18 protein-coding genes and 1 riboswitch are annotated in these 21,026 nt (G+C 73.9%); of the genes, 8 read left to right on the top strand and 10 right to left on the bottom strand.

The window, feature by feature from the left end; genetic code table 11:
- Positions 1 to 67: 67 nt before the first annotated feature.
- The 3 genes from D7223_RS10170 to D7223_RS32740 form a co-directional block, all read right to left on the bottom strand.
- A complete protein-coding gene (locus D7223_RS10170) occupies positions 68 to 919 on the bottom strand; it encodes a menaquinone biosynthetic enzyme MqnA/MqnD family protein (RefSeq protein ID WP_120727498.1) in 852 nt (283 codons plus the stop codon).
- A gap of 83 nt (positions 920 to 1,002) precedes the next feature.
- On the bottom strand, positions 1,003 to 1,251 hold the full coding sequence (locus tag D7223_RS10165) for a hypothetical protein (RefSeq protein WP_120727497.1): 249 nt from the start codon (positions 1,249 to 1,251) through the stop codon (positions 1,003 to 1,005).
- A gap of 5 nt (positions 1,252 to 1,256) precedes the next feature.
- Positions 1,257 to 2,342 carry an ADP-ribosyltransferase gene (locus D7223_RS32740; protein WP_147252619.1) on the bottom strand — a complete coding sequence of 362 codons (1,086 nt, stop codon included), beginning with the start codon at positions 2,340 to 2,342 and terminating at the stop codon, positions 1,257 to 1,259.
- A 258-nt stretch (positions 2,343 to 2,600) separates the two neighbouring features.
- Between D7223_RS32740 and D7223_RS10155 the strand changes: the two genes are divergently transcribed.
- The 4 genes from D7223_RS10155 to D7223_RS10140 all read left to right on the top strand — a co-directional run bounded on the left by D7223_RS10155 (position 2,601) and on the right by D7223_RS10140 (position 7,251).
- Positions 2,601 to 4,742 carry a HelD family protein gene (locus tag D7223_RS10155; RefSeq protein WP_120727495.1) on the top strand — a complete coding sequence of 714 codons (2,142 nt, stop codon included), beginning with the start codon at positions 2,601 to 2,603 and terminating at the stop codon, positions 4,740 to 4,742.
- On the top strand, positions 4,742 to 5,629 hold the full coding sequence (locus tag D7223_RS10150) for an ABC transporter ATP-binding protein (RefSeq protein ID WP_120727493.1): 888 nt from the start codon (positions 4,742 to 4,744) through the stop codon (positions 5,627 to 5,629). Before D7223_RS10155 ends, D7223_RS10150 begins: the two co-directional genes overlap by 1 nt.
- Before the next feature lie 9 nt (positions 5,630 to 5,638).
- The gene (locus tag D7223_RS10145) at positions 5,639 to 6,376 is read left to right on the top strand and encodes an ABC transporter permease (protein ID WP_120727491.1); all 738 of its coding nucleotides are present in this window, start codon (positions 5,639 to 5,641) and stop codon (positions 6,374 to 6,376) included.
- 98 nt (positions 6,377 to 6,474) lie between these two features.
- Positions 6,475 to 7,251, top strand: a complete 777-nt coding sequence (locus tag D7223_RS10140; protein WP_120727489.1) for a VOC family protein — start codon at positions 6,475 to 6,477, stop codon at positions 7,249 to 7,251.
- 18 nt (positions 7,252 to 7,269) lie between these two features.
- On the opposite strand, the gene D7223_RS10135 is transcribed toward D7223_RS10140, so the two are convergent.
- The 7 genes from D7223_RS10135 to mqnE all read right to left on the bottom strand — a co-directional run bounded on the left by D7223_RS10135 (position 7,270) and on the right by mqnE (position 14,521).
- On the bottom strand, positions 7,270 to 8,091 hold the full coding sequence (locus tag D7223_RS10135; protein ID WP_120727487.1) for an ABC transporter ATP-binding protein: 822 nt from the start codon (positions 8,089 to 8,091) through the stop codon (positions 7,270 to 7,272).
- Complete coding sequence (locus D7223_RS10130) at positions 8,088 to 9,167, bottom strand: FecCD family ABC transporter permease (RefSeq protein ID WP_120727485.1); 1,080 nt, start codon at positions 9,165 to 9,167, stop codon at positions 8,088 to 8,090. Before D7223_RS10130 ends, D7223_RS10135 begins: the two co-directional genes overlap by 4 nt.
- A 35-nt stretch (positions 9,168 to 9,202) precedes the next feature.
- Positions 9,203 to 10,141, bottom strand: coding sequence for an ABC transporter substrate-binding protein (locus tag D7223_RS10125; RefSeq protein WP_120727483.1), 939 nt, complete (start codon positions 10,139 to 10,141; stop codon positions 9,203 to 9,205).
- 82 nt (positions 10,142 to 10,223) lie between these two features.
- Positions 10,224 to 10,353, bottom strand: a riboswitch (cobalamin riboswitch).
- A 52-nt stretch (positions 10,354 to 10,405) separates the two neighbouring features.
- Positions 10,406 to 12,298 carry a M14 family metallopeptidase gene (locus tag D7223_RS10120; protein WP_120727481.1) on the bottom strand — a complete coding sequence of 631 codons (1,893 nt, stop codon included), beginning with the start codon at positions 12,296 to 12,298 and terminating at the stop codon, positions 10,406 to 10,408.
- 196 nt (positions 12,299 to 12,494) lie between these two features.
- Entirely contained in the window at positions 12,495 to 12,785 is a 291-nt protein-coding gene (locus D7223_RS10115) for a DUF4229 domain-containing protein (protein ID WP_120727479.1), read from the bottom strand.
- Between the two features lie 50 nt (positions 12,786 to 12,835).
- On the bottom strand, positions 12,836 to 13,258 hold the full coding sequence (locus D7223_RS10110; RefSeq protein ID WP_120727477.1) for a hypothetical protein: 423 nt from the start codon (positions 13,256 to 13,258) through the stop codon (positions 12,836 to 12,838).
- Between the two features lie 93 nt (positions 13,259 to 13,351).
- Complete coding sequence (mqnE, locus tag D7223_RS10105; protein WP_120728154.1) at positions 13,352 to 14,521, bottom strand: aminofutalosine synthase MqnE; 1,170 nt, start codon at positions 14,519 to 14,521, stop codon at positions 13,352 to 13,354.
- A 238-nt stretch (positions 14,522 to 14,759) separates the two neighbouring features.
- On the opposite strand from mqnE, the gene D7223_RS10100 reads away from it, so the two are divergent.
- From D7223_RS10100 to D7223_RS10085, 4 genes are all read left to right on the top strand, one after another.
- Positions 14,760 to 16,409 carry a C40 family peptidase gene (locus D7223_RS10100; protein WP_120727475.1) on the top strand — a complete coding sequence of 550 codons (1,650 nt, stop codon included), beginning with the start codon at positions 14,760 to 14,762 and terminating at the stop codon, positions 16,407 to 16,409.
- Positions 16,410 to 16,556: 147 nt separating this feature from the next.
- Positions 16,557 to 18,269 carry a hypothetical protein gene (locus D7223_RS33450; protein ID WP_120727473.1) on the top strand — a complete coding sequence of 571 codons (1,713 nt, stop codon included), beginning with the start codon at positions 16,557 to 16,559 and terminating at the stop codon, positions 18,267 to 18,269.
- A 200-nt stretch (positions 18,270 to 18,469) separates the two neighbouring features.
- On the top strand, positions 18,470 to 20,275 hold the full coding sequence (locus tag D7223_RS10090; protein WP_120727471.1) for a DEAD/DEAH box helicase: 1,806 nt from the start codon (positions 18,470 to 18,472) through the stop codon (positions 20,273 to 20,275).
- 99 nt (positions 20,276 to 20,374) lie between these two features.
- Positions 20,375 to 20,995 (top strand): putative glycolipid-binding domain-containing protein, encoded by a 621-nt coding sequence (locus D7223_RS10085; protein WP_238161783.1) that lies wholly within the window; start codon positions 20,375 to 20,377, stop codon positions 20,993 to 20,995.
- Positions 20,996 to 21,026 lie beyond the last annotated feature (31 nt).

Here is a 21,026-nt window from a genome sequence, read left to right as displayed (position 1 = left end):
GCCACTACTTCGGTGATCGAGCGCGATCTTGCCGGCGCGGCCGGCGGCAGGCCGCCGGCGGCCCGGGTCAGCCGGCGAAGAACTCCGGCCCGGTCGGCGGAAGGTCGGGGGTGGCGCCCAGGGCGGCGGCGCGGCGGGCGAACTCCCGCACGCCCGCGACCTGCCGTTCGCCGAGGGAGAAGTCAAGGGCCCGGAAGTACGAGGCCAGCGTCGCCGCGTCGAACGGCTCCCAGCGGGCGGCCGCCTCGGCCACCTGGTCCAGCTCCGCCAGGCAGAGGTCCCGGGAGCGCAGGAACGCCTCGTGCACCTCCTTGACCAGCCCGGGATGCGCGGCGGCGAAGTCACGGCGGACCGCCCAGACGGCGAAGACCATCGGCAGCCCGGTCCACTCCCGCCACGCCTGCCCGAGGTCGGTCACCGCCAGGCCCCGGCGCGGCGCCTCGTAGAGGGCGCGCAGCGCCACGTCGCCGATCAGCACCGCGGCGTCGGCCTCCAGCAGCATCTGGGTGAGGTCCGGCGGGCAGCGGAAGTACTCGGGGTGCACCCCGTACCGCTCGCCCAGCAGGAGCTGCGCGAGCAGCACGCCGGTCCGCGACGTCGAGCCGAGCGCCACCTTGCCGTGGTCCAGCTCGTCCAGCGGCCGGGTGGAGACCACGTTCACCGAGAGCACCGGCCCGTCGCTGCCCACCGCCAGGTCCGGCAGGAGCAGCAGCTCGTCGGCGTGCCGCAGGTATTCGACGTGGGAGATCGGGCCGATGTCCAGGTCCCCGGCGACCAGCGCGGCGCTCAACCGGTCCGGCGAGTCCTTGTGCAGGTCGACGTCGATCAGGGCACCGGAACGCATCAGACCCCAGTAGATCGGCAGGCAGTTCAGGAACTGGATGTGCCCGACCCGGGGGCGTGCGACGCGATCAGCCATACCCCGACCGTATCCCCGCCGGTCGGGACGGGCTCAGCGGGACGGCACCGGAGTGGCCGAACCCGCAGCGGCGACCTCCGCGGTCAGCGCCCGTCGGAGTCCTCGGCGGCGCGGCGGCGGACCTCGGCGCGGTGCGCGCGCTCCTGCTCGTCGAGCGGGCGCTGGTAGTTGCCGTCGCGGTCCAGGCCGACCGGGTCGGTGAACTTCTCCGGATCGGTACGCCGCGGCGCCGGCCGGTCCGATGCGGCGGCGAGATCACGCTTGAGCTGCTCGACCGCGCGGGCGGCGCGCTCCCGCTCCTCGTCGCTGACGGGCTCCCGGGCTGGCGTCATGCCGCTCACATCTCCTCCATCGTCACGACCCACTTGCCGAGGTCAGCATCCCACGCCTTGCTGGTCACCTTGAAGTTCGTCGCCTGGTCGTACAGGATCTCGGCCTCGTCGGGATAGTCGGAGTACGGCGCGACGTCCCGCCCGTTCCGGCCCGAGATCACCATCACGGTGTTGCCGTCGAACGCCCCCTGGGCCACCCGCGGGTCGGTGGAGGTGCTGGTGAAGGCACGTTCGGTGACGACCTGCCCGGGTTCGTAGCGGGCCAGCAGGTCGTCGGGGTACTCACCGCCGCGGTAGGTGGTGCCCGGCCGCTCGGGAAGCTTCGCGAGGGCCTCGGAGACCCGGTCGGCGCGGACCTGGAGGGCGGCGGCCTCGTCCGGCGCGTACCTGCCGGGGTCGCGCAGGAAGGGGTTCATCGACCGGTAGCCGGGACCGGTGTAGTCGGTCAGCGCCGCCCGGTCGGCGTCGGTGAGCGTACGACTCAGGGGTGCGCCGAGCGGCGTCGGGTCGGGGCCCGGCGTGTGTGGGGGACGGGCCGCACCGGGCCGTCGTCGGACGATCTTGAGGAGGCTCTTCGCCCGCTCCAGGATCTCCCGGAGCAGCGTCTTCACCTGGTCGACGAGCATCCGGACCAGCCGTTGACAGACGATCCGCGTCGCGGCGATGAAGCCCGGCACGGCGGCCGTCGAGGCACCGGCGGTCGGTACGGCGGCGGCGATCGCCATCGACACCTGCACCAGCAGGACCACCAGCTGGACGAAGAAGGCGATCTTCATGGCCAGGGTGAGGGCCGCGAAGGCGAGCAGTGCCGCGCCGATGAGCTGTGCCGCGATCGCGTCCTCGCGTAGCCGCGCCCGCGGGCCGTCCTCCCGCTGCCACCACTGCTGGAATGCGTCGACGGTCTCACCGACGTTGGCCTGCCAGACCGCCTGCGCTGCCGCCTCGGCGCGTTCGGCGACCCGTTGCAGGTGCAGGCCGAACTCCAGCCAACGCCGCCCGGCGGCGAAGAGCAGTTCCTCGTCGGCCTGCGGCCATTCCAGACCGATCCAGCTCAGCGGCTCGGTCAGCTCGGCGGGAAGCTCCAGCCCCATGCTCGGCCCTCCGGGTGCGCACCGGTCGGCGACCCGGACGGGTCGAGAAGGGATCCTCAAGATCCGACGGGAGCGTAGCGGTCGGGATCGACCACGGCCACCCCGCCGCCGCCGGAAATGCGTTTGCCGACGTCCCCGGCCGGCGTAGACTGCTTCCTCCCGCCCGACGGCCGAGGTGTGTAGCACCGCAGCGGACGTCCCCGCGCCGACCGAGGTCGGACACGCGAGCGGCAGAGTTCTTCCCCGAGAGGTACGAGGATGACCCTGCACGCCCAGGAACAGTCACTGGACACCGAACTCACCGCCGAACGGGAGCATCTGGAGGAGTCCCGCGCCGCGCTGCGCCGGATGCGGGAGCGCGCCGAGGCGCTGTTCGCCACCGGCGACAAGGTCGCCGGTGACGCGTACACCGCCGAGCAGCTCGGCCGGCACATGGCCCGGCGGGTCGCCGAGCTGGCCGACGACCCGACCACGCCGCTGTTCTTCGGCAAACTCGACTTCGGCGCGGCGACCGGGACGGAGCCCGGCGAAAGCCGGACGCCCGGGGCCGGACCGGGCGACGAGGACACCGACCACGCCGGACGGGCGTACCACGTCGGCCGGCGGCACGTCACCGACGCGCAGGGCGAACCCCTGGTGCTGGACTGGCGGGCCCCGGTCTCCCGGTCGTTCTACCGGGCCAGTGCCCGCGACCCGCAGGGGGTGGCGGTCCGCCGCCGCTTCGGCTTCCACGGTGGTGAGCTGACCAGCTTCGAGGACGAGCGGCTGGACCGGGGCGAGGAGCTGGGTACGGCCAGCCGGATCCTGACCGCCGAGATCGAACGACCGCGCGTCGGCCCGATGCGGGACATCGTCGCGACCATCCAGCCCGAGCAGGACGAGCTGGTCCGGGCCGAACTGGCCGACTCGATCTGCGTGCAGGGCGCGCCGGGCACCGGGAAGACGGCGGTCGGCCTGCACCGGGCGGCGTACCTGCTCTATCTGCACCGGGAGCGGTTGCGCCGCTCGGGCGTGCTGATCGTCGGCCCGAACCGGGCCTTCCTGTCGTACATCGCGGCGGTGCTGCCCGCGCTCGGTGAGGTGGAGGTGGACCAGGCCACGGTGGAGGACCTGGTCGGCCGGGTGCCGGTGCGGGCGACCGAGGACCCGGCGGTAGCCGTGATCAAGCACGACGCCCGGCTGGCCGAGGTGCTGCGACGCGCGGTGGAGGCGCACATCTCCGCACCCACCGAGCCGGTGGTGGTCTCGGACGGCTCGTTCCGCTGGCGGATCGGTCTGGAGCCGCTGCACCGGATCGTCCAGGAGACGCGCCGGGAGGGTCTGCCGTACGCGACCGGCCGGGATCGGGTGCGGGCCCGGGTGGTGAGTCTGCTGCAACGGCAGGCCGAGGCCCGCCGGGCGGAGTCGCCGAGCGACGCCTGGCTGCGCCGGATGGGCAGGTCCCGCCCGGTGGTCGACTTCCTCGACGCGGTCTGGCCGGCGCTCACCCCGGACGGGTTGGTGCACCTCCTGCTCACCGACCCGGACGCGCTGACCGCCGCGGCCGACGGCCTGCTCACCGACGCCGAACGGGCGCTGCTCCGCCCGGCGAAGCCGGCCCGCACCCCGAAGGCGATGCGGTGGACCGCCGCCGACGCGGTGCTCCTGGACGAGGCGGCCGGGTTGATCGAGCGGACGGCCGGGTACGGGCACGTGGTCGTCGACGAGGCGCAGGACCTGTCCGCCATGCAGTGCCGGGCGCTGGCCCGGCGCAGTGAGCACGGTTCGGTCACCCTCCTCGGTGACCTGGCCCAGGGCACCGCGCCGTGGGCGGCCACCGACTGGCACGAGTCGCTGCGCCACCTCGGGAAACCGGACGCCGCGGTGGTGCCGCTGACCGTCGGCTTCCGGGTACCCGCCGCCGTGGTCGCCTTCGCCAACCGGCTGCTGCCGGCACTCGCCGTCGACGTGCCCCCGGCCGAGTCGCTGCGCCACGACGGCGGGCTCGACGTGCGTACGGTCGACGACCTGCCGGCCGCGACGGTGGCCGAGGTGCGGGCGGCGCTGGCGTACGACGGCTCGGTCGGCGTGATCGCCGCGGACGCGGCGGTGGACGGCCTGCGCGCCGCGCTGGCGGCCGCCGGGATCGACGCCGCGACCGCCGACGATCCGGCGGCCCGCGCGCGCGTTACGGTGGTGCCCGCGACCCTGGTCAAGGGCCTGGAGTACGACCACGTCGTGGTCGTCGAGCCGGCGGCGATCGTGGCCGCCGAGCCGCGTGGACTGCACCGCCTCTACGTGGTGCTCACCCGGGCGGTGTCCCGGCTGGCGGTGCTGCACGTGGCGCCGCTGCCCGAACCGCTGGTCCCGGTGGCCGGCGACCCCGGTCCGCCCGCCCCCACCGACCCCATGGAGCAGTGATGATCCTCGCCCGCGCCGCACAGGCCACCCGCCGCTACGGCGACGTGCTCGCCCTGGACCGCGTGGACCTCGAGGTGCGTGCCGGCGAACTGGTCGGCCTCCTCGGTCCGAACGGAGCGGGGAAGAGCACCCTGCTCAACCTGCTGGTCGGGCTGCGCCGGCCCACCTCCGGGCGGGTCGAGCTGTCCGGCGGCGACCCGCGCGACCCGGCGTCCCGACGACAGCTCGGAGTCACCCCGCAGGAGACCGGCCTGCCGGGCACCCTGCGGGTCGGCGAGGTGGTCGACTTCGTCTCGGCCCACTACCCCGACCCGGTGCCCCGGGCCGAACTGCTGGACCGTTTCGGCCTCGGTGAGCTGGTGCGACGGCAGACCGGCGGCCTGTCCGGCGGCCAGCGCCGGCGGCTGGCGGTGGCCCTGGCCTTCGTCGGCCGCCCCCGGCTGGTGGTGCTCGACGAGCCGACCACCGGACTCGACGTGGAGGCGCGGCACTCCCTCTGGGACGCGATCCGGGAGTTCCACGCGGACGGCGGGACCGTCCTGCTCAGCAGCCACTACCTGGAGGAGGTGGAGGCGCTGGCCCAGCGGGTGGTGGTGATCGGGCACGGCCGGGTGCTCGTCGACGACACTGTCGAGGCGGTGCGGGCCGTCGTCGGCGTACGCCGGGTGAGCCTGGTCGCCGACGAGTTGCCGGCGCTGTCCGGCGTGGTTCGCACCGAACGGATCGACGGGCGCACCCACCTGCTCACCGCCGACGCCGACCAGCTGGTGCGGGACCTGGTCACCTCCGGGGTGGCGTTCCGCGACCTGGAGGTACGTCCCACCTCGCTGGAGGAGGCGTTCCTCGCCATCACCGCCGGCGACGCCGCCCAACCGGCCGCGGTCTGAGGAGACGACGTGCGACTCGTTCTGGTCCACACCCGCTACCAGCTGCTGGAGATCGTGCGGATTCCGGTCGCGATCTTCGGCAGTGCCTTCTTCCCCGCCGCCGCGATGCTGTTCTTCGTGGTGCCCTTCGCCGGGAAGGACCCCGTCGCCGCCACCTTCGCGACCGCCGCGATGGTCACCTTCTCGGTGATGAGCGCCAACATCTTCCAGTACGGCGTCGGCGTCGCCGAGGACCGTGACCAGCCGTGGAGTCCCTACACCCGGACGCTGCCCGCCGGGTCCGCGCCGCGCTTCGCCGGCCGGGTGCTGGCCGGGCTGGCGGTCACCTACCTGTCCCTGGTGCCGGTGGTGCTGATCGGCGCGACGCTGACCGCCGCCCGGACCACCCCGGGCGCGCTCCTGCTCGCGCTTCCCGCGGTGGCGGTGATCTCGGTGCCGTTCACCCTGATGGGCCTGGCCATCGGATACTCGCTGCCGAGCAAGGCGGCGATCGTGGTGGCGCAGATCGTGTTCTTCCCGCTGGCCTTCGGCGGCGGCCTGCTCAGCGCACCCGACCAGGCGCCCGGCTTCATCCAGGCGGTCGCGCCGTACCTGCCCACCCGGGGTGCGGTGGAACTGATGTGGGCGGTCGTCGGCGACTACGAGGTGAATCCGCTGTCCCTGGTCATGCTGGGCGTCTGGGTGGTGGCCCTGGCCGCGCTGGCCGGTTGGGCGTACCGGCGGGACGAGGGTCGCCGGTTCAGTTGATGTTTCGCCCGTTCCCGCCCCGGGGGGCGGGTGGGCGGTGCCACGATGCCGGCAGGGTGTGAGCCGTCGGTGGCCACCCCGGGCCGAGAGGGGTCGACGTGAGCACCGTCCCGCCGGGCACGCCCTGCTGGGTCGACCTGGCCACCCCCGACCTGCCCGACGCCCGGCGCTTCTACCCCGAGCTGTTCGGCTGGACCGGGCGGGTCACCCCACAGCCGGAGGCGGGCGGCTACACCGTCTTCCTTCTCGGCGGCCGATCCGCCGCCGGGGTGGGCCCGCCGGCGATCCCGGACCAGGTGCCGATCTGGTCGGTGTACGTGGCCACGGACGACGCCGACCTCGTCGCCGGCCGGGTGCGACGGGCCGGCGGGCAGGTGGTGGTGCCGCCGTTCGACGTCTTCGACCAGGGCCGGATGGCGGTGTTCGCCGACCCCTCCGGTGCGAGCTTCAGCGTGTGGCAGCCGATGGCCATGCCGGGCGCGGAGGTGTTCGACGTACCGGGTGCGCTGAGCTGGACCGAGCTGGTCACCCCGGACCCGGACCGCGCCAAGGTCTTCTACGAGCTGGTGTTCGGCTGGCGGCCCGACGACCAGCCGATGGGGCCGATCACCTACACGGGTTGGCGGCTCGGCGAACGTGTCGTCGGCGGGATGATGCCGCGCCTCGGCGACGACGTCCAGACGGACTCCCCGGCGTACTGGACCGTCTACTTCGGGGTGGCCGACGCCGACGCGGCCGCCGCCCGCGCCTCGGCCCTCGGCGGCACCATCCTGGTCCCGCCGAGAGACATCCCGGCCGGCCGCTACGCCGCCCTGCGCGACCCCCAGGGCGCCCTCTTCAACGTCATCGATCTGGCCGATCCCGCCGCCGGCTGAGCCCACCCCCGGACCGGGTCAGCGGGGGCGGACCGGGACGACCAGGGGGCCGTGGTCGCCGTTCAGGACCTTGACCGTGGCACGGTAGTAGCGGGCCAGGTGGTCCTCGGTCAGCACCTCGCGGGGCGGGCCGGCGGCGACCACCCGACCCTCGCTGAGGAGCACCATCCGGTCGGCGTACTCGCCGGCGATGGAGAGGTCGTGCATCGTGGCCACGACGGTCAGCCCGTTCTCCCGCCGCAGCTGGTCGACCAGCTCCAGCACCTCCTGCTGGTGTCCGATGTCCAGCGCGCTGGTCGGCTCGTCGAGCAGCAGCAACGTGGCGCCCTGGGCGAGCGCGCGGGCCAGGAACACGCGCTGCCGTTCACCGCCGGAGAGGGTGGCCAGTTCCCGGGCGTGGAAGCCGGTCAGGTCGAGCCGACCCAGTACGTCGTGGGCGGCGGCCAGGTCGGCGGCGGACTCCCGGCCCAGCGGCGGGATGTACGGGGTGCGGCCGAGCAGGACGTAGTCCAGCACCGACATGCCGGCCGGCACCACCGGGGACTGCGCCACGGTGGCGACGATCCGGGCGCGGTGGCGGCGGGGCAGCGCCTCGCTCGGCGTACCGAAGAGGGAGATGGCGCCCGGCGCGGCCAGCAGGCCGCCGACGGCGCGCAACAGGGTCGACTTGCCGGCGCCGTTCGGACCGATCACGGTGACCCATTCCCCGGCGGCGACGGTGAGGTCGACGCCGGTGAGGATCGGCGCGCCGCCCAGCCGGACGTGCAGGTCGCGGACCTCCACGGCCGGCGCGCCGGCGTCAGCGGGCCCGGCGGAGCCGGCAGCGGGCACCGCGGTCATCCGAGGACCCGCCGGGAGGTGCGCAGGACGAGGACGAAGAACGGGCCGCCGAGCAGGGCGGTGACCACGCCGATCGGGATCTCCTGGGGGGCGGCGGCGGTACGGGCGATGACGTCGGTCAGGGCCAGGAAGGCGCCGCCGAACAGCAGGGACAGCGGCAGGATCACCCGGTAGCTGGAGCCGGCGAGGAGGCGGACGGCGTGCGGCACGATGATGCCGACGAAGCCGATCAGCCCGGACGCGGAGACGGCGGCGGCGGTGCCGAGCGAGGCGGCGGCGACCAGCAGGTACCGGGAGCGCTGCGGGTGCAGGCCCAGGCTGGCCGCCTCGTCGTCACCGAGGGACAGCACGTCCAGCTCCCGCCGGTGCAGGAGCACGACCACGGTGGTGAGCAGGAAGTACGGCAGGACCAGCCGGACGTCGTGCCAGCCGGCGGTGGCGAGCCGGCCGAGCAGCCACGAGTACACCTCCTGGATGCTCTCCGCGTTGCGTTGCAGCAGGTACGTCTGTCCGGCGGCGAGGAACGCGGAGACCGCCACGCCGGCCAGGATCAGCGTCGCCGGAGAACGGCCGCGGCCGGAGGAGGCGCCGAGCAGGTACGTCATGGCGACCGCTCCGAGCGCCCCGGCGAACGCCGCGAGGGGGACACCGACCGGCAGCCCGGTCAGCGCGCCGCCGGCCCCGACCCCGAGGGTCAGCACGACGGTGACCGCGAGGCCGGCCCCGGCCGCCACCCCGAGCAGGTACGGGTCGGCCAGCGGATTGCGGAACACGCCCTGGTAGGCGCCCCCGGCCAGGGCCAGCAGGCCGCCCACGAGCAGGCCGAGGACCACCCGGGGCAGCCGGAGCTGGGTGACGATGGCGATCTCCCGCTCGGTCAGCCCGCTGTCCAGGCGTACGCCGGGAAGGAGGTTGAGCAGCTCGACCGCGACGCTGCCCGGCGGCAGGCTGACCGGGCCGAACGACACCCCCGCGACCAGCGCGACCAGGACCGCGGCGACGCCGGCCACCAGCCAACGCCGCCGCAGCCCCACCGGCACGGGTAAGGAAGGGCCCCTTCTTAACGCCTGCTGCATGGAAAGGGTCCCCTGTTAACAGCGAGCGCGGAGCGTCACGCGGGCACCTTGGCGGTCGCGTCGACGATGGTGCGGAGCAGGTCCACCACGCGCGGTCCCCAGCGCGAGGCGATGTCGTCGTCCAGGCCGACGACCTGGTTGTTCTTCACGGCGGTGACGCCCGCCCAGCCGGCCCGCGCCTTGACCGTGTCGGCGCTCTGCTGGCAGCACTTGGTGTCGGCGAGGAAGACGAAGTCCGGGTTGGCCTTGACGATCACCTCCTGGGAGAGCTGCGGGTAGCCGCCGTTCTTGCCGTCGGCGTCGGACGCGTCGGCGATGTTCTCCAGGCCGGCGAGCGTGTAGAGCGAGCCGATGAAGGTCTTGCTGGTGGCGGTGTACAGCTCGGGGCCCAGCTCGTGGAAGTACGTCAGCTTCGCCGACCGCTTCGGCAGGTCCGCCACCAGCTTGGCGATGTCGTCCTTCATCCGCTGGGTGACGTCGGCGGCCTCGTCCGGGTGCCCGGTGAGGGTGCCCAGCTCGGTGATCTGCCGGTAGGTGTCGTCCAGGGTGGTCGCGGCCGGGGCCCGGAAAACCGGGATCTTCAGCGCGCCGAGCTGTTCGACGATCTTGTTGCGGTCGTCGGAGAGCACCACCAGGTCGGGGCTCTTGGCGGCGATCGCCTCGGCGTTCGGCTGGAAGGCGGACAGGTCGCTCTTCGGCGCGTCCGCCGGGAAGTTGGAGTTGTCGTCGACGGCGGTCACCTGCGTGCCGGCGCCGATCGCGAAGAGCATCTCGGTGGCGGTCGGCGACAGCGAGACGATCTTCTCCGGCCGCTCGGCGAGGGTCAGCGACCCGACGGTGACCGGGAAGGTGGCCGCGGCCGACGCGCTGCCGGTGGCGGTGGGGGTGTCGGAGGTCTTCTCGGCGCAGGCGCCGAGGGCGAGCGCGGCCACCGCGAGGGTCGCGGCGAACAACCGGGGGGTACGTCTGGACATGGGTCCTCCTGTCGGTCGAGGAGCGTGGTGCTTCGCCGACAGACAGTGGTGCGCCCGTCCGCGAGGCGCCCTTCCTCGAAGGCGCGTGTCGCGACCAACCGCAGGCGACCTGGCTCGTCCCCGTTCAGGGGCATCACAGTTGCGGGACAGCGCCGGTTTCGCACCGGCTTCGCTGCGGGTTGGTCGGTGGAACGGTAGCGCACGCCCAGGACCTGATGAGGGGTGGTGGGGCCCCGCCGGGGGTTGAACGGGGCCCCACCGCGGTCAGGAACTGGTGATGGTGACGTTGTCCACAGCCGCCTCGACCAGGCTGGCCCCGGAGGCGTCCGCCGATTCCACCAGGATCCGGACGGACTGACCGGCGTACGGGGTCAGGTTCAGGTTGGCCACCGCCCAGGAACCGTTGCGGTTGGTGGCCGCGCCGGCCTGGGTGAGCAGCGCGGTGGTGCCGCCGTTGTGCACGACGCTGACCCGCAGGTAGTCCGCCGAGCTGGCGTTCGAGCCGTGCGCCAGGTACCAGGCCAGGGACAGGGTCAGGGTGCCCGACGACGGCAGGGTCACCGCCGGGGACCGGGCGCTGGTCACGCCACCGTCGACGTCGTAGTCACCCGCCCCGCTGCCGGCGAGCCGGCCGGTGACCAGGTCGTTGCTCCCGGCGTACGGGGTGAGCTGCTTGGCCCCGCTGGAGGTGGTCGCCTGGGCGGCGCCCCGCTCCCACACCCCGGTGGTCGCGGTGTCGGTGCCCGACGGGTTGGTGGTCCAGCCGGTCGCCGTCTCGAAGGTGTCCGACCAGACCGTGGTGCCGCCACCGCCGCCGCAGTACTGCGCCTGCTTGCCGATGGCCCGGTACGGGCAGTCCGCGTACTCGCTGAGCAGCAGCACCGCCTCCCGGTTACGCGAGGTCTGCTGCGGGATCACCTCGTCGGGCGGGTAGAAGCCGCCACCGGAGGCCGAGCCCGGGTACAGCTCGAAGGTGTACGCCCAGATCCCGTGGGTGGCCCACATCCAGTCGATGCTGCCGCCGTCGGTGATGTACAGGTCGCTGGCCTGCTCCGGGGTGTAGCCGTTGGTGTTCGCCATCTGCTGCCCGATGGTGGCGAACGTGTTGTACTGGTCGGCCGTCATTCCCGTGGTGGTGTTGGCGGTCGTGTGGCCGAACGGCCAGAGGATCAGCTGCGAGTACGTGTGGAAGTCGATGTTCGCCTTGATCTGCTGGGTGCCACCGACGACCCGGCTGTTGACGAAGTTCCGCAGCGCCTGCGTCTCCGGCGCGGAGAACGCCGACGGGCCCCGGTAGGTGTCCGACGAGGTGGAGCCGGACGAGCCGCCGCAGCAGCCCCACAGGTAGCCCCAGTTCCGGTTCAGGTCGGTGCCGACGTACGACGAGCCGCTGTTGGGTTGCCGGTTCTTCCGCCAGGAACGGTACGAACCGGTGGCGATGTCGTACTCGCTGCCGTCCGGGTTCACCGTCGGCACGATCCACAGTTCCCGGCCGTTGACGAGGCTGGTGATCCGGGAGTCGGTGCCGTAGCTGTCGGTGAAGAGGTTGAGCAGGTAGATCGCCATCTCGACGGTCAGGTGCTCCCGCGCGTGCTGCTGGGCGTTGAAGAGGATCTCCGGCTCGGCCTCGTCGGTGGCGACGTTGTCGGAGATCTTCACCGCCATCAGGTCGCGGCCCTCGTACGAGGTGCCGATGCTGATCTTCCGCGCGATGGTGGGGTGGTCGGCGACGACCTTGTTCACCACGGCGGTCAGCTCGGCGTAGTCGTGGTAGTTGGAGTCGGCCGGCGGGAAGGCCAGCGTGCCGACGTCCCCCTCGGTGTCGCCGTGCCGGGCCGGGCCACGATCGGTGGGAAGCGCGGCGGTCGCCTCCAGTCGGAAGCCGAGTCGGGTGATCGCGGCGGCCTCGGCGCGGGTGGCGCTGACGTGCAGCACGCCGTGTTCGGAGTAGTCGATCGACGCGCCGGTGCCGGCCACGGCGGTACGGTCGGCCTGCGTACGCGGACCGAGCACCCGGTACGCGACGGCGGCCGGCTCACCGGGGGTGTCCGGTGCCGGCCGGGCCGAGACGGGTGGCGCGGCGAGGGTGAGTACGCCGAGGCCGGCGGCGATGGCGAGAGCCACGCGGCGACGGAGGGCGGGGGTGCGGAAGGCCATGGACAACCTCCTCGGGCGCGGGAGAGCTCCCGCTGGGTGATGCACACTTCACCACTCGTCACATGGTCATATCAACATCCGTCGCTGAATTGATCCATGCCAGCCCGATCATCACATCGGCGGGATCCGCTTCCCTCAGGCGTTGATCACGGAGCTGCCGTCGGCCCGGCCGGCGGGTCGGACGACAGCTTCGCGGTCAACGCGGGGAGTCGGGGGTGGGGGGCTGGTCGGTGGTGGGGGGCTGGTCGTCGCCGGCCAGGGCGGAGCGGAGGCGCTCCTTCTCGGCCCGGCGGCGCTCCGCGGCGGCGGCCATCTCCTCGGCCATCTGGTCCCGCCAGCCCCGCAGCAGGAAGAAGGAGGCCGCGGCCGAGAAGGCGAGCGCCACGATCAGCTTGAGAAAGATGTCCAGGTCCGTCGGCAGGAGGGCCACCAGCACGATGACGAACAGCCCGATCCGGCCCAGCGTGTACTTGACCGCCGCGCTCACTTCTCCGCACTCCGTTTCTCCCGCCACCGGGAAACACCCCGACGGCGGACTCAACCCGTCCGGCGGGCCAGCCAGCGGACGCCGTGGAACCAGATCATCGCGTACCCGAGGGTGAAGACCGTCGCACCGAGCCCGCCGGAGAGCAGTGGCGGCGCCCCGGCCACCAGCCCGGCGACCACCAGCCCGGCGGCGACGGCCAGCAGGCCGCCGGTCAGCGCGGCCACCACCCGTGCCGCCCCGAACTCCCAGGCGCGGAAGTCCTCCCAGTAGAGCCAGGCCGGCAGGATCACCGCGAGCCAGCCGTTGGCCCGGCCGAACTCGCCCGCGCCGAACGACGCGAACACCAGGTCGAACAGCATCAGGGCCAGCAGGCCGATGACCAGGCCCGCCAGGCTCACGCCGAGCAGGTCACCCAGGGTGGCGACACGCCCCTCGGCGTCCCGCCGGGGAAACCCGCTCCGCTGCTCGTCCATGGCCCTACGAGGGTACGCGAGCCGCCGCCCGCCGCCCCCGCCGGCCGCCGCGCCACCCGGGGGTGCCGCGGCGACCACGCGCGCCGGCGCGGATCAGGCCCAGACCTGCTGCGGCGCGGCGCGGCGCTCCGCCAGCGACGGGGCCTTGTCGTACTCGCGCACCACGTTGTAGCGGGTGTCCCGCTCGACCGGCTGGAAACCGGCGTCCCAGATCAGGTGCAGCAGGTCGTCGCGGTGCATCGTGTTCGGGGTGCCGTACGAGTCGGCGTCGTGGGTGATCTTGTATTCCACGACCGAGCCGTCCAGGTCGTCCACACCGAAGTTCAGCGAGAGCTGGGCCACCGAGAGCCCGTGCATCACCCAGAAGTTCTTCAGGTGCGGCACGTTGTCGAAGAGCAACCGGGACACCGCGAAGGTCTTCAGCGACTCGGCCGGCGACGCCATCGTGGTGCGGGCCTGGATCCGGTTGCGGATCTTGCCGTCCGCCGAGTCGACGAAGTCGTGCTGGTAGCGCAGCGGGATGAACACCGCGAAGCCACCGGTCTCGTCCTGCAACTCGCGCAGCCGCAGCACGTGGTCGACCCGGTGCCGAGGCTCCTCGATGTGGCCGTAGAGCATGGTCGCCGGGGTCTTCATGCCCTTGGTGTGGGCCAGCCGGTGGATCCGCGACCAGTCCTCCCAGTGGCAGGCGTGGTCCACGATGTGCTGCCGGACCTCCCAGTCGAAGATCTCCGCGCCGCCACCGGTCAGTGACTCCAGACCGGCGTCCATCAGCTCGTCGAGGATCTCGTCCGCGCTCAGTCCGCTGATCTTCTCGAACCACTGCACCTCGGTCGCGGTGAAGCACTTGAGCTTGACGTTCGGCAGCGCCGCCTTCAGCTCGCGCAGCACCTTCGGGTAGTAGCGCCAGGGCAGCGTCGGGTGCAGACCGTTGACGATGTGCAGCTCGGTGAGCTGCTCGTCCTCCATCTCCTTGGCCTTGCGGACCGCCTCGTCGATGCGCATCGTGTAGGCGTCCTTCTCCCCCGGCTTGCGCTGGAAGGAGCAGTACGCGCACGAGGCCGAGCAGACGTTGGTCAGGTTGAGGTGCCGGTTGACGTTGAACATCACCCGGTCGCCGTTCAGCTCGGTACGCCGGTGGTGGGCCAGCCGGCCCAGCCAGGTCAGGTCGTCGCTGTCGTAGAGCGCGATCCCGTCCGCACGGGTCAGCCGCTCGCCGGCGTACACCTTCGCTTCCAGCTCACGCTTGAGTCCGGCGTCCATCTCCAGCACGTCCTTCCACCCGGGTTACCCGATCGAGCCTACGTCGGGTGGCCGACAGCCCGCCGGCACGGTGTACCGCAGCGACGCACCTCACCGGATTCACAGCCTCTCGTAACCCGGCGACGCATCGACATCGTTGCCCGCGTGAGGTAAGACAGGGTGGGACGCGCCACACACACTGGTAGCGTCCTGACGCCGCGCGTACCGGTCGCGGCGACCCAGCCGGACGGGGAGCGGAATGGTCGACAGCGGGCGCGGGCGACGACAGCGACGACGGAGTCCGGTGATCTCGCCCGTGCTTCGTCCGAGGCTCTGGTCGGCCCTGCTCGGAGCGGTCGCCGCCGCCGTGCTGGCCACCCCCGCGTACGCCGAACCGGGCCTGCCCGCCACCGTTCCGGACACCGGCGCACGGCCGGTCGTCGCCGGTTCGCTGAACCTGCCCGGGGCGCCGACCTTCCCCGGTGGCACGCCGGCCTTCCCCGGTGGCACGCCGACCGTCCCCGGTGTACCCACCACGCCGGTCGCCGGGGTGGGCAACGGACCGCTGGCCGCCCAGATCTACGCGGCCGAGGCGCGGGTGGGGCAGCTCGGCGACGACCTGCTCAAGCTGCGCCAGCAACGCACCGAGGCCGAGGCCCAGCTCACCGCCGCCGAGCGGGACCTGGCGCTGGCCCGGGACGCCCTGGCCCGAGCGCAGCAGACCGCCGACGCCACCGCCGCCGAGGCGATCAAGGCCGCCGCCGCGTTGCCGCCCGGCGACTTCGCCACCGACCTGCACGACCTCAACCAGCTCGGCCGGATCACCCGGGGCGAGCCGATCGAGGGCGGCGACACCACCGGCGCGAAGCAGCAGGTGATCCGGGCCCGCACCGGCGAGCAGTTCGCCCAGCAGGCGCTGGCGGCCGCCGAGGGCCGGACGAAGAAGGCCCGCGACGACTACACCGCCGGGGAGCGGGCACTGCGGGCCGAGGAGGCGAAGCTCGTCCAGCTGCGCAAGGACAACGCCGCGCAGCTGATCGTCCTGGAGCGCCAGCAGGAGGCCGCCGAGCAACAGCTGGGCGCGGGTCTGGTGGGCAACGAGACCGCCAACGGCCTGGCCGCGCACCCCACCGCGCTGGCCGCGGTCAGGTACGCGAAGGCGCAGCTCGGCGATCCCTACCTGTGGGCCGCCGAGGGTCCGGACCGCTTCGACTGCTCCGGCCTGATCTGGGCCGCGTACCGCTCGGCGGGCTACGACGGCCTGCCCCGGGTGTCCCGCGACCAGTACTACGCGACCCGCTCCCGCACCGTGCCCTCCTCCGCGCTACTCCCGGGTGACCTGCTCTTCTTCGCGTCCGGCACCAGCTGGACGTCGATCCACCACATGGGCATGTACGTCGGCGGCGGCAAGATGATCCACGCGCCCACCACCGGGGACGTGGTCAAGATTTCCACCGTGCGGTGGTCCCGGCTCTACGCCGCGACCCGCGTCGTCGGCGCGATCCCCGCCCCGGCCACCCCCACCCCACCGCCGGCCACCCCCCCGGTGGCGCCGAAGCCGACGCCCACCCCGAAGCCGACCCCGTCGAAGACCCCCTCGGCGTCGCCGACGCCGAGCACCTCGCCGAAGCCCACCACCTCGCCGACCCCGACCCCGACGACGTCGCCGACGCCGACGCCGAGCACCTCACCGACGCCGAGCACCTCACCGACGCCCAGCCGCACGTCGGCGCCGTCCACGTCCGCGCCATCCACGGCGGCGCCGTCCACGTCCGCACCTCAGCCGACCAGCGGCACGGCCGCCCCGACCAGCGGCACGGCCGCCCCGACCAGCGGCTCCGCCGCCCCGACCACGGCGGCGAGCAGCGTGCCGCCCTCCCGCACCGCGTCGCCGAGCACCGGCAGCTGACCCGACGCCGCCGGCCGGTGCGGTCCGCCGCGTCGGCCGGTACGCGTTCCGACTGTGCTCCGCGGGACGGAATGTGGCACGGTGAGACTCAGGCACACCCGGGCCGACCGCACGGTCCCGGGCGCGAGCGCGGCGCGGAGGGCGAGCATGGTCGATCAGCAGGTCCCGGCGGAACCGGGTGACCGGACGTCCGCGCCCGGCCCCGAGCCCGCGGCCCCGGCCGACGCCGTGGACCGACCCGTGGCCACCGCACCCGAACCGCCGGCCGACACGCCGGGCGCCGGCTCCACCGGCCCGTCGCGCGCCGCGGCCGGGTCGAACCCCGATGGCGTACGCCAGCAGCAGCCCGCCGCCGGGCCGGCCCGGGCCCGGGTGACCGTCGCCACCGCCGTCGCTCCCCCCGAAGACGGCACCGGCCCGGCAACCGCCCGCGCGGAGAGCACCACCTACCGGGCGGGCGGCGGGGCCGACTCCGGAGCCGGCGTGCCCGTCCAGCGGAGCGCCAGCAAGGCGTCCGGCTCACCCGACGCGCCGGGCGATCGGGACACCGCCAAGGCACCCGACACACCCGACGCACCCGACGCACCCGACCAGCCGGACACCGCCAAGGCCCTCAACGCCTCCGACGCACCCGCCTCGCCGGCCGAGCGGCCACCAGCGGATCCGTCGCCCGCCGCGCGGGCCAGCGCGGCGGTTCCGGACGCGAGTCGGGTGTCCGCCGCCGAGGCCGCGGCCATCCGCTCGCACACCGGCGAGGCCCGGATCTACCGGGCGGGACCGGTGAATCCGGAGCCACCCGAGCCCGCCCTGCCGCCGGAGCCACCGAAGCCGCCGACCCCACCGGTCCCGGACCCGGAACCCGCCCCGGCCCCCATCCCGCCCGTACCGGGGCCGACCCCGCCGTCCCCGACCCCACCGGTGCCGACCCCACCGGTGCCGTCACCGACACCGCCACTGCCGAAGCCGACCCCGCCGGGACCGGTACCCGCGCCGGGTCCGACCCCGCCGGGACCGGTGCCGCCCGTACCCGGGCCGCCGGCCCCACCGCCCGGCCCGCCGGTACCCGCGCCTCCGCCGCCGCCCGGCCCCGCCCCGGCCCCACCGTTCCCGCCGCCGCCGGCGATGTCCGGCGCGTCGGCCCCCGCGGCACCGGGTCGCCTCGCCGGTCGGGCCTCGGTACCGGCAGCGGCCCCGGTGTCCGCGGCCGCGGCCCCGGCCCCGGCCGTATCGGCGCCACCCGCCTCAGCGCCACCCGCGTCGACAGCACCCGTGTCGACGCCACCCGCCTCAGCAGCGCCGGCGACGCATGTGTCGGTGCGGCCCACCCCGGCCTCGGCCGCCCCGGTGCCGCCGATCTCGGCGCCACCGGCCCCGGCGCCACCGGTGGTGCCCGCCCCGGCCCTGCCCGCCTGGCCGCCGCCGACCAGCCCCGGGGCGGCGTCGTGGTCCGGTGGGGCGGCCACCTCCCAGGCAGCCCCCTGGGCGGCGCCCTCGGGCCGTCCGAGCGCGTCGGCCGCCCACGCCGGTGGGCCATCCCGGCGGGACGGGTCGGCCGACGGTCGCCCTGGCCGGTTCGACGGGGGTCCGGACCTGGGCACCCTGTACGGCGGCACGGAGGGCCCGGGTTTCGCCACCGTGGCCCTGCCGACCAATCCGGCCATGGAAAATTCCGGTTCGCTGACCGGGCACATCCTGGCCCAGGGCTGGGCGGCCAGCCCGGCCGAGGAGCGGTCCAGCACGGCCCGGGTGGTGATCGTGCTGACCGCCGCGTTGGCCCTGCTCATGGCGATCAGCGTGCTGGTGGTCCTGCTGGCCGGCGACGTCCTGGACGGCCTGGTCGGTGGCATCCTCAACACGTGACGGCGACCCGGCGACCGGGTGAGCCCGCCCACTACCCGTCCGCGACGCGGTGGCGGGTTTCCGGAACGGCCGTACACTGGTGAGGATCACTGACCTGGCGCGCACCGTGCGTGCGCGCCCCTGGGCGGTCTTGCGGGCGATCGGCGGCACTCAGCTGCGGCAGGCCATCGCGAAGATGCGCCCCGCTCGAAAGGCATTTCTTGACCACGTTTGCTGAGTCCAGCACGTCTCCGTCCGCTTCCGACCGCACCGCACCGCCGGCCGACGAACTCGTCGCCGCCGGACAGCCCGCCACCGTCGAGCCGACCGCCGTCGACACCGTCGACTTCGCCTCGCTGGGCCTGCCCGACGCGCTGGTCCGCGCGCTCGCCCGGCAGGGCATCACCACCCCGTTCGAGATCCAGCGCGCGACCATGCCGGACGCGCTCGCCGGCCGGGACGTCCTCGGCCGCGGCCAGACCGGCTCCGGCAAGACGCTCGCCTTCGGCCTGCCCCTGCTCGCCCGGATGGCCGAGCGCAACCGGGCCCGCCCGCTCTACCCGCGCGCCCTGGTCCTGGTTCCCACGCGGGAACTCGCCATGCAGGTCAACGACGCGCTGGTGCCGCTCGGCAAGGCGGTCGGGGTGTTCCTCAAGACCGCCGTCGGCGGCGTGCCGTACGACCGGCAGATCGACGCGCTGCGGCGCGGCGTGGAGATCGTGGTGGCCACCCCGGGCCGGCTGGGCGACCTGATCAACCGAGGTGTGTGCCGTCTCGACGACATCGAGATCACCGTGCTCGACGAGGCCGACCAGATGGCCGACATGGGCTTCCTGCCGGAGGTCACCGAGCTGCTGGCGAAGACCCCGGCGGACTCCCAGCGGCTGCTCTTCTCGGCCACCCTGGACCGCGACGTGGACGCGCTGGTCAAGCGGTTCCTGACCGATCCGGTCACCCACTCGACCGCGCCGTCCACCGCCTCGGTGTCCACCATGGACCACCACATGCTGCTGATCCCGCCGCACGACAAGTTCCCGGTAGCCGCGTCGATCGCCGCCCGGGAGGGCCGGACGATGGTGTTCGCCCGCACCCAGTTGGGCGTGGACCGGCTGGTCGAGCAGTTGGCGGCGGTCGGCGTACGGGCCGGGGGCCTGCACGGCGGCAAGACCCAGCGGATGCGGACGAAGACCCTGGCCGAGTTCAAGGAGGGCCGGATGAACGTCCTGGTCGCCACGGACGTGGCGGCCCGGGGCATCCACGTCGACGGCGTCTCGCTGGTGCTGCACGTCGACCCGCCGAAGGACCCGAAGGACTACCTGCACCGGGCGGGGCGTACCGCACGGGCGGGCGAATCCGGCGCGGTGGCCACCCTGGTGCTGCCGAAGCAGCGCCGGACCACCCTCGCCATGCTGGAGAAGGCCGGGGTGGCACCGGCCGAGACCCGGGTGCGGGCCGGCGACCCGGCGTTGACCGAGCTGATCGGCGCCCGCGAGCCCAGCGGTGTGCCGGTGCGTGCCGAGCCCGAGCCCCGGCGGCACAGCGACCGCTCCGGCGGACCGCGCCGCTTCGGCGACCGGTCCGACCGTGGCGACCGCAGGTTCGGCGACCGGTCCGGCGAGGGCCGGAGCTACGGCGACCGGGGCCCGCGTGGCTACGGCGACCGGCCCACCGGAGGCCGCGGCTACGGCGACCGGCCCACCGATAGCCGGAGCTACGGCGACCGACCGCAGGGCGACCGGCGCTACGGCGACCGGCCCGCCGAGGGCCGGAGCTACGGCGACCGGCCCCAGGGCGACCGGCGCTACGGCGACCGGCCGACCGAGAGCCGTAGCTACGGCGACCGGCCCACCGAGAACCGGAGCTACGGCGACCGGCCCCAGGGCGACCGGCGCTACGGCGACCGGCCGACCGAGAGCCGTAGCTACGGCGACCGGGGCGGGTTCCGGTCCGAGGGGCGAGGTCGGGACGACCGGCCGCGCGACGAGCGGCGGGGCTTCGGCGGCCGGCCGCCGGCGCGTACCCACTGATCCTGAGCGACACCCGGAACGCCGTCGCGGAGCCCACGCTCCGCGGCGGCGTCTCCGTCTCCGCTGCCGGCCCCCGGCAGGTGGCGTAACGTCCGGCTCATGCCGACCATGCCGAAATCGTTCCTGTGGACCCGCACGGACACCGCCGGTGCCGAGAACGCGCTCGTCGACGACCGACAGGGGTTGACGGCGCGCGGCACCCAGGTGGCCGTGGATCCGATCCCCTACACCTGCCGCTACCAGCTCACCACCGACCCGGACTGGGCTGCGGTCCGGCTGGAGGTCGAGGTGGAGGGCGCCGGGTGGCTGCGCAGCGTACGCCTGGAACGGGCGACCGACCGGTGGCGGGTGACCACCGCCGAGCAGGGTGACCTGGACGCGGCGCTGAGCGCGGCGGGGAAGCCGGCCGCCGGTCTGCCCGGCACCGACGACCCGGACCGACTGGCCGAGGCGCGGGACGTCGACCTCGGCGGGTCGGCGCTGTTCAACACGCTGCCGATCCGGCGGCTCGGGCTGGCCGGGAAGCCGGCCGACACCCCGCACCGGATCACGGTCGCCTGGGTGTTGGTGCCGAGCCTGCAGGTGGTCGCGGCCGAGCAGGTCTACACGGGTATGGGGCCGGGCAGGGTGAAGTTCCGCAGCGACACGTTCACCGCCGAGCTGAGCGTTGACGACGAGGGCTTCGTGCGGCGCTACCCGGGTGTGGCCGAGCGGGCCTGACCGGGCGAGCCGGCCGGATCGGCCCCACGGT

It is taken from the genome of Micromonospora endolithica (assembly GCF_003626595.1).
Lineage (GTDB): Bacteria > Actinomycetota > Actinomycetes > Mycobacteriales > Micromonosporaceae > Micromonospora > Micromonospora endolithica.
Note: the sequence above shows the minus strand (reverse complement) of the source record. Positions and strands in the feature narration are given on the sequence as shown.

Excerpts from the sequence above, each read along its gene's own strand:
- D7223_RS10170 (WP_120727498.1), bottom strand. The coding sequence starts at position 919 with ATGGCTGATCGCGTCGCACGCCCCCGGGTCGGGCACATCCAGTTCCTG.
- D7223_RS10165 (WP_120727497.1), bottom strand. The coding sequence starts at position 1,251 with ATGACGCCAGCCCGGGAGCCCGTCAGCGACGAGGAGCGGGAGCGCGCC.
- D7223_RS32740 (WP_147252619.1), bottom strand. The coding sequence starts at position 2,342 with ATGGGGCTGGAGCTTCCCGCCGAGCTGACCGAGCCGCTGAGCTGGATC.
- D7223_RS10155 (WP_120727495.1), top strand. The coding sequence starts at position 2,601 with ATGACCCTGCACGCCCAGGAACAGTCACTGGACACCGAACTCACCGCC.
- D7223_RS10150 (WP_120727493.1), top strand. The coding sequence starts at position 4,742 with ATGATCCTCGCCCGCGCCGCACAGGCCACCCGCCGCTACGGCGACGTG.
- D7223_RS10135 (WP_120727487.1), bottom strand. The coding sequence starts at position 8,091 with ATGACCGCGGTGCCCGCTGCCGGCTCCGCCGGGCCCGCTGACGCCGGC.
- D7223_RS10130 (WP_120727485.1), bottom strand. The coding sequence starts at position 9,167 with ATGCAGCAGGCGTTAAGAAGGGGCCCTTCCTTACCCGTGCCGGTGGGG.
- D7223_RS10125 (WP_120727483.1), bottom strand. The coding sequence starts at position 10,141 with ATGTCCAGACGTACCCCCCGGTTGTTCGCCGCGACCCTCGCGGTGGCC.
- D7223_RS10120 (WP_120727481.1), bottom strand. The coding sequence starts at position 12,298 with ATGGCCTTCCGCACCCCCGCCCTCCGTCGCCGCGTGGCTCTCGCCATC.
- D7223_RS10110 (WP_120727477.1), bottom strand. The coding sequence starts at position 13,258 with ATGGACGAGCAGCGGAGCGGGTTTCCCCGGCGGGACGCCGAGGGGCGT.
- mqnE (WP_120728154.1), bottom strand. The coding sequence starts at position 14,521 with ATGGACGCCGGACTCAAGCGTGAGCTGGAAGCGAAGGTGTACGCCGGC.
- D7223_RS10100 (WP_120727475.1), top strand. The coding sequence starts at position 14,760 with ATGGTCGACAGCGGGCGCGGGCGACGACAGCGACGACGGAGTCCGGTG.
- D7223_RS33450 (WP_120727473.1), top strand. The coding sequence starts at position 16,557 with ATGGTCGATCAGCAGGTCCCGGCGGAACCGGGTGACCGGACGTCCGCG.
- D7223_RS10085 (WP_238161783.1), top strand. The coding sequence starts at position 20,375 with ATGCCGACCATGCCGAAATCGTTCCTGTGGACCCGCACGGACACCGCC.